This window comes from Ruminococcus flavefaciens (assembly GCF_900143025.1).
GTDB lineage: Bacteria > Bacillota > Clostridia > Oscillospirales > Ruminococcaceae > Ruminococcus > Ruminococcus flavefaciens_I.
Window position 1 is genome coordinate 138,591 of sequence record NZ_FRCT01000007.1, and the last position, 18,559, is coordinate 157,149.

8 protein-coding genes are annotated in these 18,559 nt (G+C 42.0%); all 8 read right to left on the reverse strand.

The genetic code is table 11. The annotated features are described in order from the left end of the window. Window positions 1–7 precede the first annotated feature (7 nt). The 8 genes from BUB28_RS09385 to BUB28_RS09420 are packed head-to-tail and all read right to left on the reverse strand — an operon-like array spanning window position 8 to window position 18,549. Window positions 8–1,105: a Gfo/Idh/MocA family oxidoreductase gene (locus BUB28_RS09385; RefSeq protein ID WP_081373463.1), complete on the reverse strand. Its 1,098-nt coding sequence runs from the start codon at window positions 1,103–1,105 to the stop codon at window positions 8–10. Beyond that, the gene (locus tag BUB28_RS09390; protein WP_081373464.1) at window positions 1,106–8,788 is read right to left on the reverse strand and encodes a non-ribosomal peptide synthetase; all 7,683 of its coding nucleotides are present in this window, start codon (window positions 8,786–8,788) and stop codon (window positions 1,106–1,108) included. It lies immediately after the preceding gene. After that, window positions 8,788–10,395, reverse strand: coding sequence for a (2,3-dihydroxybenzoyl)adenylate synthase (locus tag BUB28_RS09395; protein WP_072950883.1), 1,608 nt, complete (start codon window positions 10,393–10,395; stop codon window positions 8,788–8,790). Before BUB28_RS09395 ends, BUB28_RS09390 begins: the two co-directional genes overlap by 1 nt. A gap of 2 nt (window positions 10,396–10,397) precedes the next feature. Next, window positions 10,398–11,150, reverse strand: a complete 753-nt coding sequence (locus BUB28_RS09400; protein ID WP_072950885.1) for a thioesterase II family protein — start codon at window positions 11,148–11,150, stop codon at window positions 10,398–10,400. Between the two features lie 4 nt (window positions 11,151–11,154). Then, complete coding sequence (locus tag BUB28_RS09405) at window positions 11,155–12,414, reverse strand: condensation domain-containing protein (RefSeq protein ID WP_072950887.1); 1,260 nt, start codon at window positions 12,412–12,414, stop codon at window positions 11,155–11,157. 16 nt (window positions 12,415–12,430) lie between these two features. Then, window positions 12,431–12,679 (reverse strand): acyl carrier protein, encoded by a 249-nt coding sequence (locus BUB28_RS09410; RefSeq protein WP_072950889.1) that lies wholly within the window; start codon window positions 12,677–12,679, stop codon window positions 12,431–12,433. A gap of 15 nt (window positions 12,680–12,694) precedes the next feature. Beyond that, window positions 12,695–14,689, reverse strand: a complete 1,995-nt coding sequence (locus BUB28_RS09415) for a condensation domain-containing protein (protein ID WP_072950891.1) — start codon at window positions 14,687–14,689, stop codon at window positions 12,695–12,697. Then, complete coding sequence (locus BUB28_RS09420) at window positions 14,686–18,549, reverse strand: non-ribosomal peptide synthetase (protein ID WP_175547830.1); 3,864 nt, start codon at window positions 18,547–18,549, stop codon at window positions 14,686–14,688. The genes BUB28_RS09415 and BUB28_RS09420 overlap by 4 nt, the downstream gene beginning before the upstream one ends. Window positions 18,550–18,559: the final 10 nt, after the last annotated feature.

Sequence of the window (18,559 nt, forward strand, 5' to 3'; positions counted from 1 at the left end):
CCTTCTCTTATTTTTCAGTGATAAATTCTGTTATTCTTTCAATGAGCATATCCTTTTGTTCAGGCGAAGCCTTTACTCCATCAATTCTTTTAGGAAATCCTATCAGCTTGTTAAAGCTTTCCCATTGAGCTGTGCCTGTCATTGTTTTCTGTGAATATCTCATATATGCGGCTTTGTCTGTGATACCTTCAAGCATTTCCTCTATGTCGCTTATGATAGCCTGTACCCATATTTCATTTGTACCTTTTTCCGCTGCCTGAGCTCCATAAAACGAAAGTGATACTGCACCATCCTTCAGTCCGCTGTCCTTATCTGCCTCTCTTGCGGCAGCACCGCTGCTGTATCGGCTGACCGAGCTTTTTATCTTAGGATACCAGAAAATATCTCCCAGCGGATCCTGAAGCGATAATCTTCCCGTTTCATATATGACATTGAACGCCTGAAGAAGATACATCGCACTGTCCGGATCATCAGTATTGACTTCATTATGTATTTCCGCTGTAACAGGTACACCGTCAATATTTCCGAGTATTACCTGAAAAGGAGTTTCATTATCCGAAACGCATTTCAGTTCCATTTTATTTGCACTTGGCAACATATCCCTGAGCATCATTAATGCAGGCATTGATACTGCTGCCGCAAGACTCATCTGTATATGACTCGGAGGGCATATTTCATTCAGCCTTTTCACATACTCCGTGAATTTTCTGATCTGCGGAAGGTGAAGGTAAAAATCCCCGACATGAAAGCATACTGCGTTTTTTCTTGCCTTTCTGAAGTTATTTCGTACATCATCGGGATGTATGGGGAATTCCTGAAGAACATGAACTCCCCGATTGAAAAAGAACTCCGTATACTCATTGGCAGCTCCGCCAAGCATTGCCGATCTCAATATAACGAAAGCTATATCTATATCCTCAGGGATCTGATCTTTAGAGGTGAAAAGCGGTATTTCATATACCTCTGCACATTTAATGCTTTTTTCGCTGCCCTTTGCTACAAGTCCGACAAGCTCTATACGATCTTTCATGCGCGAAAGAGCCTCCATATAGAACTGTCCAAAGCCGGCACCGCATACTACAGCCTTTAGCTTCTTGTCCATCATTCACTCTCCCGATGCAAGAATATCATCTATATAACACGCAAGTGTTCTTATTGTAGGATGTTCAAAGAAACTGGTCACATTAACATCACAGCCGAATTCCGCACTTACAGAATTTGTCATATGTATCACCTGTATTGAGTTTCCTCCGATACCGAAGAAATGATCTTCGACGGATATACTGTCAAAGCCGAGCAATCCGCACCAAATATCATGTATCTTCGATTCTGTTTCTGTGCGTGGAGGAACGATCTCTCTTGAACTGCCGTTTTCTTTTGCTTCATACATTTCCTCGGCTTTTTCTGCAAGCTGCTTTCTATCGACCTTGCCATTAGAGGAAAGAGGTATCCTTTCGATCTTACCTACCACCGCAGGGACCATATAATCGGGCAGCTTATTTCTAAGCTCAGATATGATACTGTCAGGATCAAAGCTGTCATTGAAGTCCTGTACAAATACAGCAGTATAATGGAGCTCACCGGCTGAAACGACAACAGCTGCAACCTGTTCTGCACCGCAGCAGTTCTTTACAGCTGCTTCGATCTCTCCCAATTCTACTCTGTAGCCGCTTATTTTTACCTGATCGTCATTTCTTCCCAAGAATTCAATATTACCGTCTTTTAAGTAACGTCCCAGATCTCCTGTGCAGTAAAGTCTCTCATTCTTATCATTATGGAAAATAAACCTTTCCTGTGTTTTGAGTTCATCGTGATAGTATCCCTTAGCAAGTCCCTCGCCTTGTATATAAAGCATTCCTGCAACTCCATCGGGACAATCCGAAAGATCATTATCAAGAACATAGTATTTCTGATTTCTCAGCGGTTTTCCATAAGGTATGCTTTTCCAGTCAGACGGAACGTTCTCGGGAATATCATATGTATTTGACCATATCGACGCTTCGGTAGCTCCTCCAAGACCACTTATCCTTACATCTTTAAAGAAATGTCTGATCTCATCAGGAAGCGTTACAGGTATCCAGTCTCCGCTAAGAAGCACCTGTCTCAGGCTTTCCTTACGCAGTTCGGAATTTCTTGACATATATGCTGTCAGCATCTGCATGAATGCAGGAACTGTATTCCATACAGTTACGTGATATCTGTTCATCATCTCAAGCCAGTACTGCGGATCTCTGAGCTTATTATCAGGCGGCAATACCAAAGCTCCGCCTGCTGAAAGCATACCGAATATATCATATACAGAAAGGTCGAAATGAAGATTTGAAAGACCTATCGCCGTATCATTTTCATTTATGCCATATCTTTCGTTGATGTCGATGATAGTATTCATCGCACCTCCGTGTGTTATCGCAACACCTTTAGGCAGACCTGTAGAACCTGATGTATAGATAATATAAGCAAGATCAGTCAGCTCATTTACTGAATGTTCGGGGATACCCGTTCTGTCCTTCTTTATATCATCAACATTTATTACCCTCAGTCCTTCTATATCAGAAAGCCTGTCTGCGTATTCTGCCAAAGTAATAACTGTACTCAGACCGCTGTCGCATATTATCTTTCTGATACGCTCCACAGGATTTTTTACATCAAGAGGAAGATAAATACCTCCTGCAAAGAGAATTCCGTAGACTCCTGCTGTCTGCTGCCAGCACTTAGGCATGAATATTCCTACAACGTCCTGTTTGCCGCAGCCTGCTCCGATAAGTGCGGAAGCAATACCGCCCGCATATCCTCCCAGCTCGCCATATGTAAGCTGTCTGTTTTCATCGGCAACAGCCATCTTATCACTGTATTTTCTGATATTTTCAATGAACATCTCATCCATTGCAGCGTCAGGAAGCTTTCCCTCTGTTCGGTTAGCATTCAGTCTGGCTTCGGATATTTCAGCATTTATTGTACTTGAACAGCTCTTTTTCCATATCATTTCATCAGAAGCAAGCTTTTTTATAAGTCCCGTATAAGCATCGAACATTTCTCTTATCATATCCTGATCGAACAATGCTTCAACATAATCCCAGAACAGGCAAAGCGCACCGTCGCGTTCTACTACTTGATGATCCAGCCACACCTGAGGTGTCTGAGAGATATTATAAACAAGCTTACCGATCCAGCTGCCCTCATTCCACTGATCAATACCAAGTCCGCTGGTAAATACGATAGGCATATTCACATTGCGGTTATTTGCTTTTCGGGTAAGAAGTCTCTGCATCTCAACACCGCTGAAAAACGAGTGTTCAAGATCATTGAATAACTGTTTTTGTATCTTTTTTGCTCTGTCCGCAAAGCAGTTCGTTCCCGAGCTGTCAATTTCAAGCATCGTAAGGGTTGTGAAATCGCCCACAAGTCTATCTACCTGAGGATGTACAGGCAATCTGTTGAATTGTGTAAGATTGAGAACAAACTTATCGTTATTGCTCCACTTTCTGAGAGCTTCGGAATAAGCTGCGATAAGAAGAACAGAAGGAGTTACTCCTATCTTTCCTGCTCTGGACTTGATAAGCTCCCATTCATTTTTGCTTATTACAGCTTCCTTTCTTGCAAAATGAGGAGTTCCGACTTTCTCAGGCTCTGTTTTAAGCGGCAGCTCAGGTGCTTTGGAGAAATTGTCAGCACGATCGAACCAATACTTCTTGTCCTCTTCATAGACCTGTGTATCCTTGACGCTTTCGATCGCAAGTATATAATCCCTGAATGAGAATTCAAGCTCCTCTGCTGCAAGAGTATCGGTATAAGCCTGCTTCCATTCTCCAAGGATATGGAACATACTCCAGCCGTCAAAAATAATATTATCAAAGCTGATATGCAGCCTTGTATGCTTGCTGTCATACTTCGTTGCGCGTATTTCAAACAACGGCCACTTAGAAGTATCTATCACCTGATGCGACATCTTTTTTCTGACATCATCAAGAAGCGCTGCACTTTCCATATCATTATCGGCAGTTTTAAGTTCTATCAGATAATCAGGAGTGCTTTCAAGTATACGCTGCCTTCCATCGGGAAGAATGACCGCCCTCATCATATCATGCTTTTTTATAAGCGTGTTAAATGACTTGTTGAGTCTTTCAATATCGCAGTCTGTCATATCCAACTCAAAATAGCAGTGTGTACCGACCTGACCCAAACTGTACAGATTGCTTCTGCCGATCCAGTATGCATACTGTACATCGGTAAGCGGAAATGCTTCTCCGCGATTTTCCTTATCAGGCTCAGCCTTTGGGATCAGACGATGTGTTTTCTGAAGCACGCTCTTGTTATCCTTTATGTGTTCGATTGCAGCGCTTAATGACTCCAGTGTCTGGTTTTCAAATATCATTGATACCGAGATCTCTATATTATCCTGTCTGAGCCATGATATCAGCTTTGTAGCCGTTAAAGAATCGCCGCCGAGTTCAAAGTAATTATCGTCCGCATGGATCTCATTTACACCAAAAAGCTTCTTCCAATAAGAGGCAAGCCACTCCTCGGCAGAAGTCAGGCTGCGTCTGGTCTTTGAAGTCTTTACCTGTGTTTTTCCATATGCCGCAAGTCTCTTGCGATCAACCTTTCCGTTCGCAGTGATAGGCATTTCATCAAGTACAGTCATCAGCTTCGGTATCATATAATCAGGAAGATAACCTGAAAGTATCTCCCTTAGCCTTGCTTCATTCAGCGATCTTACTTTTTCACAATACTGAGCAGTAAATACCTCGGTAAACTCGCTTGTACAGCTGTCCGATACTATACTTTTGCTCCTGATAAAGCCATTATTTTTCAGAATATCGCTCCACTGCGCTGCCGTAAAGAGAGGTGTTCCCGAAGCAGCTCTGCTATCCTCATAACAGGTAAATCCTCTTTCAAGTACGGCTGCCGACAATTCCTGAAGATATTGTTCTTTTCCTGTAAGCTCTGCAAAGACCACTGTTGCTCCTGTAGTCAGATATCTTTTGTATTCACTCAATGCTTTATTTATATCAGCACACTGATGCAGTGAATGGAATGAGATCAGCATATTACAACTGTGCGGCGAGATATCAACATTTCCGCTCACTTCAAATGATACGTTCTTGAATTCGCCCAGTTCTTTCTTAACATCAGACAGAAAAGCAGCCGAAGGGACAATGCAGATATACGATCTTATATTTCTGCTGTTTTTTTCAAGTATAGCCCTTGTTATCTCACAGCATTGACCGCCTATTTCAACAATATCCATTTCTTTTCCGAAAGACGAGATAATGTTGCTTACCTGCTCAACATATTTTTCGGAAGCTTTCCCGAAATATGACAGGCTCTTCAGAGCAGAAAACGGAGAAAGCTCAGGTGCTTCATCATAGAATAATCCCAATGCAGTCTTTTTGCCTGTCAAAACATCTCCTGCTTTTTCGGAAAAAACTGCTGCATAGCTTTCTATCGCTGACAGATCAACCAAATCCCCATTATTTTTTTTATCTGCAATTTCACAGCACTCTTTGCTTATAAAATTCACCCAGCGTTCAGCAAGCTGATAATATTCGGGAATAATATCAGAATTTTCAAGCCAAGCCTTTATATCTGCATCAGCCTGATATCCAAGCTTGCCAAGCACCTCGGATACAGTCCTTACCGTTATATGCTTTATTTCATCTGATATATACCTGTCAGTATCAGAGTCTGTTCCAGGAACATCTTCTGCTGATACAGACATACAGGACTCCCATTCCTTATCAAGCATTTCTTCACTGACAGAAACAGTATCGCATATCTCATCAGGATCAGCTTCGTTAAGCACCATGAATGCAGAAAGATGTCTCTCATCCCCCACTACCGTTACAGCAGCCTTGTCCACAGATACCAGTTTCTCCAGTGCCGATTCTACCTCACCAAGTTCTATTCTGTGTCCTCCGACCTTGACCTGATGATCTTTTCTTCCAAGAAACTCTATAGTTCCGTCGCTCCAGAACCTTCCCATATCACCTGTATGATAAAAACGCATACCGTTTTCACAGGTGAATTTTTCGGATGTCAATTTTTCATCGCCTCTGTAGCCTGCGGCTACACCTGCTCCTCCTATATAAAGCTCGCCCATTACCCAATCAGGTCTGTCGCGTCCGAGCTCATCTACGACCCTGTATACCTGATTTTTAAGCGGAGCACCATACGGTATGGATTTCCAGAATAATGGCAGAGGAAGCTTGACCTCGCAGTAATTGGACCATATAGATGCCTCTGTAGCTCCTCCCATTGCAACAAATCTGCAACCGCCGGCAGCTTCTTCAAGCCTTGCAGGCAGGCTAAGATTTATCCAGTCTCCCGATATCATTACAGTGCGGAGCGGAAGCCTTTTCTCAGTTTTCTCCTCATGCGCAAGCAGCAGCATATCAAGCAGTGCAGGTACAGAATTCCAGATCGTGACATTGTATTTATCAATAATATCCAGCCAGTAGAACGCATTTTTCTTTTCAGCTTCAGGGATACAAACAAGTCTTCCGCCTGCACCAAGTATTCCGAAAATATCATATACCGAAAGATCAAAATCAATTGCTGATATTGAAAAAGCGGTATCGTTTTCTCCGATATCATATCTGTTATTAATATCAGAGATCGTGTTCCATGCAGCTCTGTGAGGTATCTCTACGCCCTTTGGTTCACCTGTTGAACCTGATGTCATTATGATGTATGCAGATCTGTCCGAATCGGCGGCATCAAGTGTGCCAAGGTATTTTTCAGCACTGATATGCTCTATATCCGAGCTTAGTATATCTTCAATAGTGAATACCGTCACATTATCGGGCCACTTTATATCACCGACCACACTTTCCGAGGTAATGACATATCTGATACCTGTTTTTTCGTGAATGACCGATCTTCTCTTGAATGGCTGCCCTACGCTTACAGGCACATAAAAGCAGCCCGCCGACAAGATACCATATACAGCCCTGATCTGAGCTGTTCCCCTCGGTATAGATACAGCCACAGGCTCGTCATGCACCTCCATACTGCCGAGAAATGCAGCTATCTTCATAGCGTTTTCGGCAAGTTCACCATACGTAATAACATTTCCTGTTTCACCGTCTATAAGCGCAGCCTTTTCGGGAGCAGCTACAGCTTTTTCAAGAAAGGCAGTATGTATATAATGAGGCTCTGAGCTTTCTGTAGTCAATGCCTTTTCACGGCGAAGCTTCTGTTCTTCGGGAAGCACATCAAAACTTTTGTCCCACGGCTCATCAGCAAGACGCTCAAGAAGATGTCCGAAAGCCTTGAACATATCCTCTATCATTCCTTGTGGGAACAGATCTTCGAGCTCGTCCCATGCAAGCATAAGTCCGTTTTCGTCCTCATAGGTCTGATAATCCAGCCATACCTGCGGAGTCTGCGATACCATGTATCCGAATTCTCCAAGACTGTTCCTGAACTGCTCTTCGATAAGAGGAGTTCCAAGATTGCAGGCAAAAACTACAGGTGCTATTCCTACCTGTCCCGGATGATATTTCGCCATATCCCTCTGGACTTTTACTCCCGAATACATCTTGTAGCTGATATCCTTGTAAAACTGCTCTTTTATAGATGCCATGAAGTCTTCAAAGCTTGTATTGTTTTTACTGTTTATTTCAAGAAGAACCAATGTTGTAAAATCGGCAACAGCATCATCTATCCCGTCAATATCTGTCTTTCTGTTGAACAGCGGAATATTTATAAGGAAATCAGGCGAATTGCTCCATCTTTCAAGTACAGCGGCATACGCAGTAAGAAGAACGATAGCAGGCGTAACTTTATATTCAGCAGCACGCTGCTTTATTTTCTCCCACCTTTCACTGCTTATCCTCATAAGATTTCTTTTTACCTTGAAATCTTTTATCTCTTCCATTTTTTTAGCAAGCGGAAGCTGAGGTCCCAATGGAAGCTCCGCAGCTCTCTTCTGCCAGTATTCTTTGGCTTCATCAAATGCCGCTGTATCTTCTTTTTCTCTTTTAAGGTAGCTTTCAAAGTTGAATTTTTCAGCCGCTGGAGAAACACTTCCGCCATTATAAAGCTTTGCGAGATCACGCAGAATTATATTCAGGCTCTGTACATCTGCAACAAGAAGGGCAAGGTCAAAATGCAGTCTGTGTCTATTATCAGCAAGCAGACTTATTTCAAGTCCTGCGCATTTTCCGTGTCCGATATCGAGCTTTCTGTGAGAAAGTTTTTCTCTTATCTTTAAGAGCTCCCTCTCAACTTCATTCTCAGACATAGCTGTAAGATCATGTACTGCCACATCAATATCGGCAGGATCCTGCATTATCTCCTGTGTTCCGTTATCATTGAATTTTGCATGGAGCATCGGGTGAGATCCAATAAGCTTTTTCCATGACTTTATCAATCTTTCAGGCTCTAAGCCTTTACCGTCAAATTCCAGATAAGCATGACAGTCGACTCCTCCGAGCAGCTGATCTTCCTGTCTGCCGATATAATAAGCATACTGTACATCTGTCAGATCAAATTCCCTGTCATATACTATCTGTTCAAACTCTGATGATATCTTCTTTTCTTCAGCACTTTTCTCTTCATGTGAATTGCTTTCTATGAGCTTATACCAGCTGTCCAGACAAGGCTCTTTCATAAGCTGAGAGAAGGTTACATTTATGCCTTGTTTCTTCCATTTTGCTGCAAAACGCATTATTTTTAGCGAATTCAATCCAAGCTCAATAAGATTCTGATCTCCTGAAACATCATCTGCGCCCTCTATATTCGACACAATAAGCTTTTTCAGCTCATCAAAACTTATACTTTGCATCAATTTGGCTCCTTTTCAATAGCTATGTTATAAAGACACTTTTTGTCGATCTTTCCTACGCTTGTTACAGGCCATTGCTCGATAACATGGACTGCATCGGGTATCTTGTAGTGAGCAACTCCTATCTCCTTGAAAAACATTGCTACGTCCTGTCTTGTTATGCTTTCACTGCTCTCTCCCTCAGTAAGCTTTATGAATGCAACGCTCTTATGTCCAAGTTCTTCATCAGGAACACCTACGACCGCTGCTTCATCAATAAGCCGGTGCTGACAAAGATAGCCTTCTACCTCGGCAGGCATAACCTTTTCTCCCGAACGGTTGATCTGCTCCTTCATTCTTCCGCCCATTTTGAGACCGTTAACACTGCTCCATGCTGCGCGGTCACCCGTACAGTAAAAACCGTCTTCGGTTATACAATGCTTATTGACCTCAGGAAGCTTATAGTATCCGTCTATCGTATACGGTCCTCTTGAAAGAAGCTCGCCATATTCTCCTTCAGGTACTTCATTACCGTATGAATCAACTATTTTTATCTCGTCAGCAGGTGAAATAGGTCTGCCCTGATAGTTGCATATGATCTCTTCACTATCATTTTTGTCAGTGAAGCAGATCAGACCCTCTGCCGTGCCAAAAACCTGCATAAGATCGCAGGGCCAGCTATGTATGATCTTTGATGCGATGTGAGGTTCAAGGAGCGCACCTCCTACTTGAACAAGTTTCCATGATGACAGATCGTATCCGAGATCCCATTCGAGAACTTCTGTAAAAATAGGTATAAGAGCAGGTACCATAGCAGTATGAGTTATCCTCTCGCTTTCAATAAGCGGATACACCTCATCAGGACTGCTTGACGGCGACATAACTACCTTTCCTCCCTTGCTGAAAAATCCCAGCATCCCCGGGCAGGAAAGAGAAAAATTATGCGCACAGGGAAGTATTTCAAGATATGCACAATTTTCATCTATCCCGCACTTTTCGGCAGCTGTCATTGAATTGTACATATAATCTGAATGTGTTCTTGGTATCAGCTTCGGAGTGCCTGTTGTACCGCCTGAAAGGAGCAGAAGTGCTGTATCATAGGGAGATGCTTCATCAAATTCTCTGACAGCTCCGTTAAGGCTGCTGATACTCTCTACATCTGCATCAGTAGAGCTTATGTCTGCAAAAATATACTTAACTGAGCTGCATTCTCCGCAAAGCTCCTTTGCCATTGGAATATAATCAAAGCCCATATAAGAATCGGGAATAAAATATGCCTTAGGCTGTGCAAGAGCGAAAATGCCTTCAAGATCGCCCTTTCTGTGAGCAGGAAGCGCCATTATCGGAACTGCTCCAAGAAGTATAACTCCGAAGAAAACTTCAACGAATGTTACACTGTTCGGAAGCTGTATAACAACATTTTCGCCTTTTGATATCCCTTTATCAGCAAGCCCCGATGCTATTTCACGGGCACGGCGATATAATTCGCTGTATGTGATACTTTTATCCTGATCCGAGCAGGCTGTCCTTTCGGAATACTTTTCTGCCCATTCGGAAAGATGCTTACCGATAGTTTTTTTCTCCCAGTTTTTCAATCCTTCATATATGGTATAATCTTTTTTATACATTTTTACCTCACTTTAACATATGCTACCTTCATGCGGCTAAGCATATTCTTCCATATATTTTCCATTTCACTCTTAATAAAAAAATGTCCGCCTTCAAATGAAGTTATATCGAAGCTTTTTCTTGTATAAGGCTTCCACTCCTTAACTGCCTCATATTCTGCTTCTCTGTCCTCTGTTCCGTACATAACAGATATAGGACAATCCAACGGACTGCATTTTTTTGAACAATAAGTCTCTGCAAGTGTAAAATCTGCCCTTAACAGCGGCAGAAAGAACTTGAAAAGCTCTTTATTCTGACACAGTTCTTTCGGAGTTCCCTCAAAGTTTATGATCTCGCTGCAAAACTCTTCATCGGGAAGATCATATATCTTATTTGATATCTCCACATGAGGAGCTTCGCAGCCTGAAATAAACATATGATGTATTTTCTTCCCTCTGCGGGAAAGCTCTAAAGCTGTTTCGTAAGCTATCTTGCCACCCATACTATGTCCGTAGAAATAACATTCACGGTTTTCAACTATATCTTCAATAGTATCGGAAATGTCCACAGCCAGTTTTTTCATATCCGTATAACCGTTCTCGCAGATCCTTTCCTCTCTTCCGGGCAGCTGTATCGGACACACATCTATAACTCCGTCAAGTCCCGATATCCATTCGCGGAACGCAGAAGCTCCGCCGCCTGCATAAGGAAAACAGAAAAGTATTTTCTCATTTACGGATGAATGATAATTCTTTATGAGCTTTAAGTCCTTCATATGATCACTCCCTAAAAAGATCCTCAACAGTCGGATCTTCCATAGCAAGTATACGATCAACATATTTATTGATGCATCTTCCAAGACCAAGAACAAATTCTCTGCCGTATAATCTGTTATCACAATATGGAGTAACATACAGATCCTCGCCGTGTTCAACTGCTACAAAGCCCACATATCTTCTTCCTGAAGTAAAATGCGAATGGAACACGAGCGGTTCAACATCAAGATCGCCGAACTTCATTTTCTCACTCTTTTTACCATTATTTGGTATGTAGGAAAGAAGATACTCCTTGACCTCTATGCAATCGCTGAATGTAAGATGCTTCATATCGTGATTCATAGTATCTCGCTGTAATACTGCAAGCTCAGACCAACGCTCCTCAGGTGAGAATATATGCCTTATTGTAACGCCATGTGTAAGGAAACCGATAGTTCCCTGAAATTTCTTTTTAAATCTGTTTGCAAACGCATATCTGAGAGCTATATCATTTTGTCCTGTAAGCTCTGCCGCAGCTAACTGTATCAGTGTGAAAAGTACGTTAAAATTAGATGATCTCATGCTGCGGGAGATCTTTTCAAGCTTCTCAAGCGGAACTGTAAATCTGCCGTACTGCATGGTCGATTCTGTTTCCTGAACCTTTGGCGGCTCCATCTTTGGATTTTCATAGCCTGCCATACGGTCATCCCAGTATTTCTTCTCTTCCTCAGTGAATTTTTCTCTGTAAAGTCTTTCCCTCTCGCCGAGGAAATCTGCAAAGCTTGCATAAACAGGAAGATCTATACGATCAGGATCCTCATAAAGCTTGGCAAGCTCAGCATTGAGAAGAGCCATTGAACCGCCGTCTGTAGCAAGATGATTAGCTACATAATAAAGCATATATTCTTCATCTGTTATCTTGTAGATCCAGTAGCGGTACATACTCTTTTTATCAAGTGATACGGGAGTTCTTACTCTATTGGAAGCATCTGCATACGCTTCCTTGAATCTCTCGTCTCTTCCCTCGGATCTGAGCTCGATCATTTCAAGTCCGTATGGTTCTTCATCATTGAACTCAAAATATAATCCCTCGCTGTCCTCCGACATACTCATTCTCATTGCGTCATGTCTTTTATGAAGTGCCTTTACTGCTCTGTCAAGACGCTCAACATCACACTTGCCTTTAAGCAGAAATCCGTTTGAAAGATTAATGCTTCCGCGTTTTCCTTCGCCTACCTCCATTCTTGCATAGGTATTCTGAGTTATAGTAAGTCTGTATTTCATAATTTTCTTCTCCTTTTCAGTTTGAAATTTTCTCGGCTATGATATCTACCATTTCGCCGAATGTTTCACAATCATAAAAGTCTGTCAGTTCGACCTTATCCCTGTATTCATCCGGAAGGTTCTCCACAAGAAAGAACGCCTTATAGGAGTTGCCGCCGAGATCAAAGAAATTATCCTCATCTTTTGGAACTTCCTCCAGTTCAAGCGATTCCTTCCAAAGAACTCCCAGCATTTTTCTTACATTGTTTTTAATATCATTTTCCATTTTTTACCTCTTCATTCACGATATCAATTCATTCAAAACTTCTTTCATATACTTCTCCAGCATCGAATTGAAGCGAAGGTCATACACATCATGATCAGCACACATTGACATTTTCAGCACATCTCCCTCTTCCCGACACATAAGCGTGTAATCAAGCGATGCATATCTCTGATTTCCGTTCATAGTATGCACCTCTATATCTACGCCCTTCCACTCAGGAAACAGGACGATCTGGCTAAGATAAGAAAGAGTGAATTCAGCCTCACCGATACACTCTCCAAGCATATAATGACTGAAGCTGTTGTTTACCTGTGATCTGCTTTCTTCTATATGCTCAGAAAGGGGTCTGCCGTCTTTTTTCAGATGATGCTTCAAATGATGTGTGGTCATACCGACCATGTTTCGCTTTCCTTTGCTGAAACGGTCTGTCATAGTATAACCCACAGAAAGCTCATTTACGCCCCATATTTTAATAAGTGCCGCATTGTAAACAAAGAGCATCAGATTAAAAGGCGACATCCTCTTCTGTCTGGCAATAGAATTAATAGCAGCAAGTTCTAATGTGAACTCACTTTTTTCTTCATACTCGTTATTCTGCTTATCAAAGCTCAGACCTGAAAGCTCTTGTTCCTTTTTCCAGCCGCAGCTTATTTCTTCCCAGTATGTACGGTCAGCATTTCCTTTTTCAGAAGAAAAATATTCATTCTCAGCTATAACAAAGTCATGCCAACTGCATACATCATCATTCATAAAAGCACCATTGCTGAACCAGTCACCCATATCCTTATACAATACCGAAATTGAAGGACCGTCCGTTATAATATGACTTGCCTTTATGTGAAGGATAATGTGATCGTCATTAATGATATATTTATGAAATTCATACATTGGTGAGGAAAAGAGATCCATATACTCATTGTTTACTGCTTCAGCATAACGCAGAGCAGCTTTTCTCTTCTCTTCAAAATCGGGATATTCGTTTGCGGCTTCATGTACTATCCATTTCTGAAAAACAGGTATACGTCTTTGGAATATTTCTCCGCGGCTGTTTTTTACAAGACAATAATTTATGGCATCATGCCTTTTCTGAAGCTCTTCAAGCATACAGTCAAGCTTCTCATTATCTATCCTGCCCTTTATTTCAAAGGCAATGCCCGTATTCTGACAACCTCTGCTTTTATCGATCAATTCGCTCTGTACAAGCTTTTTTTGCTGCGGAAGAATCGGTATTATATCGCTGTCATTACTGATTATAAAATCAGCTATCTCACTGATTATCCTTTCCTTCTGATCGTTTACAAAATAATGTGCTCCCGGATAAGTCCTGAACTCAACATCGGTATTAAAATACTCCTGCCATTGTTCTACCGAATCCCATTTAAGCGACTTATCGTCAGTTCCGTTCATTACCACAGCAGGGCATGATAATTCAGGCTCCCGTTCAGGCACATATCCTTTGAACAAAGCCAGATCAGCTTTAAAAAGCGGAATGAAATACTTGCAGAACACCTTATTCTCAAGCATATCCGTGTCCATCATCTGATATTTTGTGAGATCGGCAATTATATCCTCATCTTTAAGCTCAGAAATCGGTCTCTCACCCTTGTCGCCGCGAAGTCTGACAAGTACATATTCAGGCTGCTCGCTTCCGCTGATAATAAACGCAGAGGGTGATACTCCGTTTTCCTCAAGAAGCCTTATATATTCCATTCCTATAAGTGACCCCGAACAATGTCCCCATACAACTATCTTCTTGTCAAGAAGATGCTTATTATCACGAAAGAATTCGTTTACGAACGTTTCTATATCCTCGGGCATACTGTCTTTAAGACGTTTTTCACGCATAGGATAAAGTACGGGCATAAGATTTATCCAATCAGGCATCAGCTGCTTCCACGGCGCAAAGAAGCTTGGACTTCCTCCCGCAAACACAAAGCATACCAGATTTACCAGCGCATTCTTATTTTCTGTCTGATGTGCAAACCACTTATTTTTAGGCTTCTTTATCATGATATCAGCTCCTTGATCACAGATGATATGCTTTCATAACCTGATATTACATCTATTTCTCCCAAGCATATATCTTCAAGTGCCTCTCGCACCTCCTCAGCATATTCGGTTTCCGTTTCAGTGACAACATAGACCATATCACCCATATAAGGCATTTCTCTTTCTGCCTCGGTCTCCTCACCGCTCTCGATCATAACTACCTTTTTGGGTATGATACCGTCCTCGATAAGTTCAGAAGCAATATCAAGACAGCTTCCCAACATATGATCGCCGGCTGCAATATATATACGATGCTCCTTATGCTCGGATATAAAGCCTTTCAGCTGTGCTTTATCATTATCTGATAAGTTAGTGTCAACAAACACGATATCAGCAGAAATACCGTCAAATGCTTCCCTTACATCATTATCAAGTTTTTCATTGAAAACTATTATCAATACCTCACTGTCTGCGCACAGCTCATATGTTAAAGCATCTTCTCTCGGAACATTCTCTTCCAAAGACACATCAACTGCCTTTGACTGCTTACTGCATATGAATTCAGCTATCTCTCTAATTTTAGGGGCATTGAGTATATGTACAAGATATTCCTCAAATGAAATACTGCTTTCCACCTCTTGATTGAGCCTTCCTGCTGCCCTTGAAAGTATCAGAGAATTCGCACCTGCTTCATACAGATCATCATCAGCTCCTATGCTTTCAAGCTTGAGCAATTCCTTTATAATACCCGCGATATCAGTTTCGAGTCCAGTGAGCTCATTACCATCATTACTCTGCTTCTTTACGCCTTTTATCGTTTCCTCGGCTAATTTCCTTATTGTCTTTATATCGACCTTGCCATTAGCTGTAAGCGGTAAGCTGTCTATTTTGATGTCATAAGAAGGTATCATATAATTAGGGAGCCATTCTTTAAGTACGCTGTCCCTTTCCTTCAATACCTCTTCGCCGCAGCCCTCATTAGGAACATAAACCGCAGCAAGCATTTTTTCGCCTGCTTTTTCACATATGATACAGCTGACAGCCTGAATATCAAAAAATCTCTTATAAACTGCTTCTATCTCACCAAGCTCTATTCTGTGTCCGCGAAGCTTGACCTGATTATCTGCTCTTCCAAGGAATTCTATTTCTCCGCCCGGATGATAACAGCCTCTGTCTCCTGTATTGTAAATGATATTTCCGTCATATTCGACAAACGCTTTTTCTGTTAATTCCTTCTCTTTCCAGTAGCCGTTTGCAAGACTTTCTCCTGTTATGTAGAGATCTCCTGCGACCCAGACAGGACAATCTTTCATTTCCGCATCAAGTACAAGATATCCCTGATTCGGAAGAGGTCTGCCATACGGAACACTGCTCAGCTGCTTTTCTTTTATTTCGCCCTTGATGCAATCGTGATATATCGACCAGATACCGCCCTCAGTTGCACCGCCGAGACTTACCGCCCTTATTCCTTCAAACCTTTCCATAAGCTGATCGGGAAGCTCTGTTGGTATCCAATCACCTGACAGAAAAGCAAGCCTGAGCGGAATATTCTCCTTTTTATCGCCGTATTGCAGATATATCATAAGCATCTGCATAAGTGCGGGTACGGAATTCCATACCGTAACACCATATTTTTCAAGCAGCTTTGCCCAATGCGCAGGGTTCTTGTACTGCTCTGCATCGGGAATGATAACTGCGCCGCCTGCGGACGGCACTCCAAAAAGATCATATACAGACAGATCAAAATTGAGCTGTGAGAGCTGGAATATAACGTCTTTATCTGATATATCGTATAACCGGTTCATAGCCTCTATCGTATTCACAGCAGCCTTATGGCTTATTTCAACACCCTTTGGCTCACCTGTTGAACCAGATGTGAATATAATATAAGCAAGGTCGTCTATGCTATTCTGCTCTATTGTCAGTTCATTCTCTTCCGCATCAGAAAGCTCACTGATACATATTTCGATGAGAGACTCATCATAATTCTGTCTTTTAAGTGTGATAACAGCTTTCGCATTGGTCTTTCTGAGTATGATATCACTTCTCTTTTTTGCATTGGCATGATCCAGAGGAACATATGCCGCACCTGCGCTGAGTATTCCAAGACACGCCGCCATCTGCCAACGTGATTTCGTAAGCGAGACTGCAACTATATCGCCTCTTCCGACGCCATTTTTAACAAGCGATGCCTTAATATTTATCACAGCTTTACGAAGCTCTGCCCTGCTCCATTCACACTCGGCATCGGCGACCGCCAGCTTTTCCGGCTCGCTTTCAAGGTGCTTTAGAACATACTCATGCAGAAGATGCTGTTCCTGTAATGCTTTGGTATCATTTACTGCTTCGCGCTCCTTGCGCTGCCAATCGGGAATGTCGATCTCAAAGCTTTCATCGTCCCATAACTCCTCGTTTTCGGAAAGTCTTACCAGAAGCTCATGGAAGACTTTTCTGAAATCAGTGATAAGTCCCTCAGGAAAAATCCCCGCTCTCGAATCAAGATTAATATTCAGTCCCTCAACTGTATCCATAGCCTGACAATCAAGAAATACCTGCGGAGTCTGACTAATTCCGTTATCGGTCATTTTTCCTATTATGCTGCTTTGTTCATTTGTGAGCAGTCCTATAGCACTTGTAAAAACATAAGGCATAAGCTCGCCGTTGCCGCGTGCCTTTTGCAGTTCGCGGAGTACCTGTACTCCGTTGAAAAGTCTGTGATCGAGGTCCTCAAAAAGCCGACTGTTTACAGCATTTGCCTTATCCGCGAATGAGCCTTTTCCTCCACAGTTGATTTCAAGCAAGCTGCTTGCAGTAAAATCGCCCACTATCATATTAACATCTTTATGGATCTGATGACGATTAAGTATACTGAGATTAAGGCAGAATTCCTTGTTCTGGCTCCATTTTGCAAGGCACATTCCATAAGCTGTCATAACTGCCGATGTAGGAGTAACTCCGTATTTTCTTGTCAAAGACTTGAATTTTTCCCATTTTTCACTTTCAAGCAAGAACTGCTGTCTTTCAAATCTTGGAGCAAGCTTATCATTCTTTGCAATAACAGGCAGCTCGGGTGCCTTAGGGAAATTCTCTATACGTTCAAGCCAGTATTTCCTGTCAGTATAGTACTTCATTCCCTGACGAAGCTTCTGCTCGGCTATCTGATAATCCCTGAATGTAACATCTATTTCGGGAAGTACTTTTTCAGGTGTGAAATACCTGCTCTCAAACTCTGAAATAATACTCCATATGCTGAGCCAATCAGCAACAAGGAATTCAATGGAAAAATGCATGATCGCATCATTTTCTGTGCGGCTTATCGTAACTGTATACAACGGCCATGATTCAGGATCGTATATCTTATGGTCAAGCTCTTTCTTGATCTCTTTTCTCTTCACTTCCTGATCAGACCGAGCCATATTCCTGAGATCATAAAAACCGACTTTGAACCTGTCTGCCTCTTTCATAACAGTCTGATAGCCGTCTAAGGACATTTTTGTGCGAAGCATAGGATGTCTGCGGATAAGCTCATTCCAGATATCCTCAGCTTTTATCGGATCAAGCTCATCATATCTGAGCTCCATGTAGATATGGCAAGCTACTCCGCCGTAATCGAAAGCACTGCTTCTGCCCAGCATATAAGCCTGTTGTATCTCGGTTAACGCAAATGGCTCAAATGCGTGTTCTTCATCTTTGATAATCTTTACATCTTCATTTTCAAGAAACTCTATTATGCTCGACTTATTGGCTTTAAGAAGAGCAATATCATCGTCTGACAAAGTACCGTTTGCTGCCTTGTATTTCAATTTGCCGTTTTCAGTCCATAATCTTACATTTCTTCCTGCAAAGCGTTCTATAACAGCAGCTATATTATTATATTCCATATTATCCTCC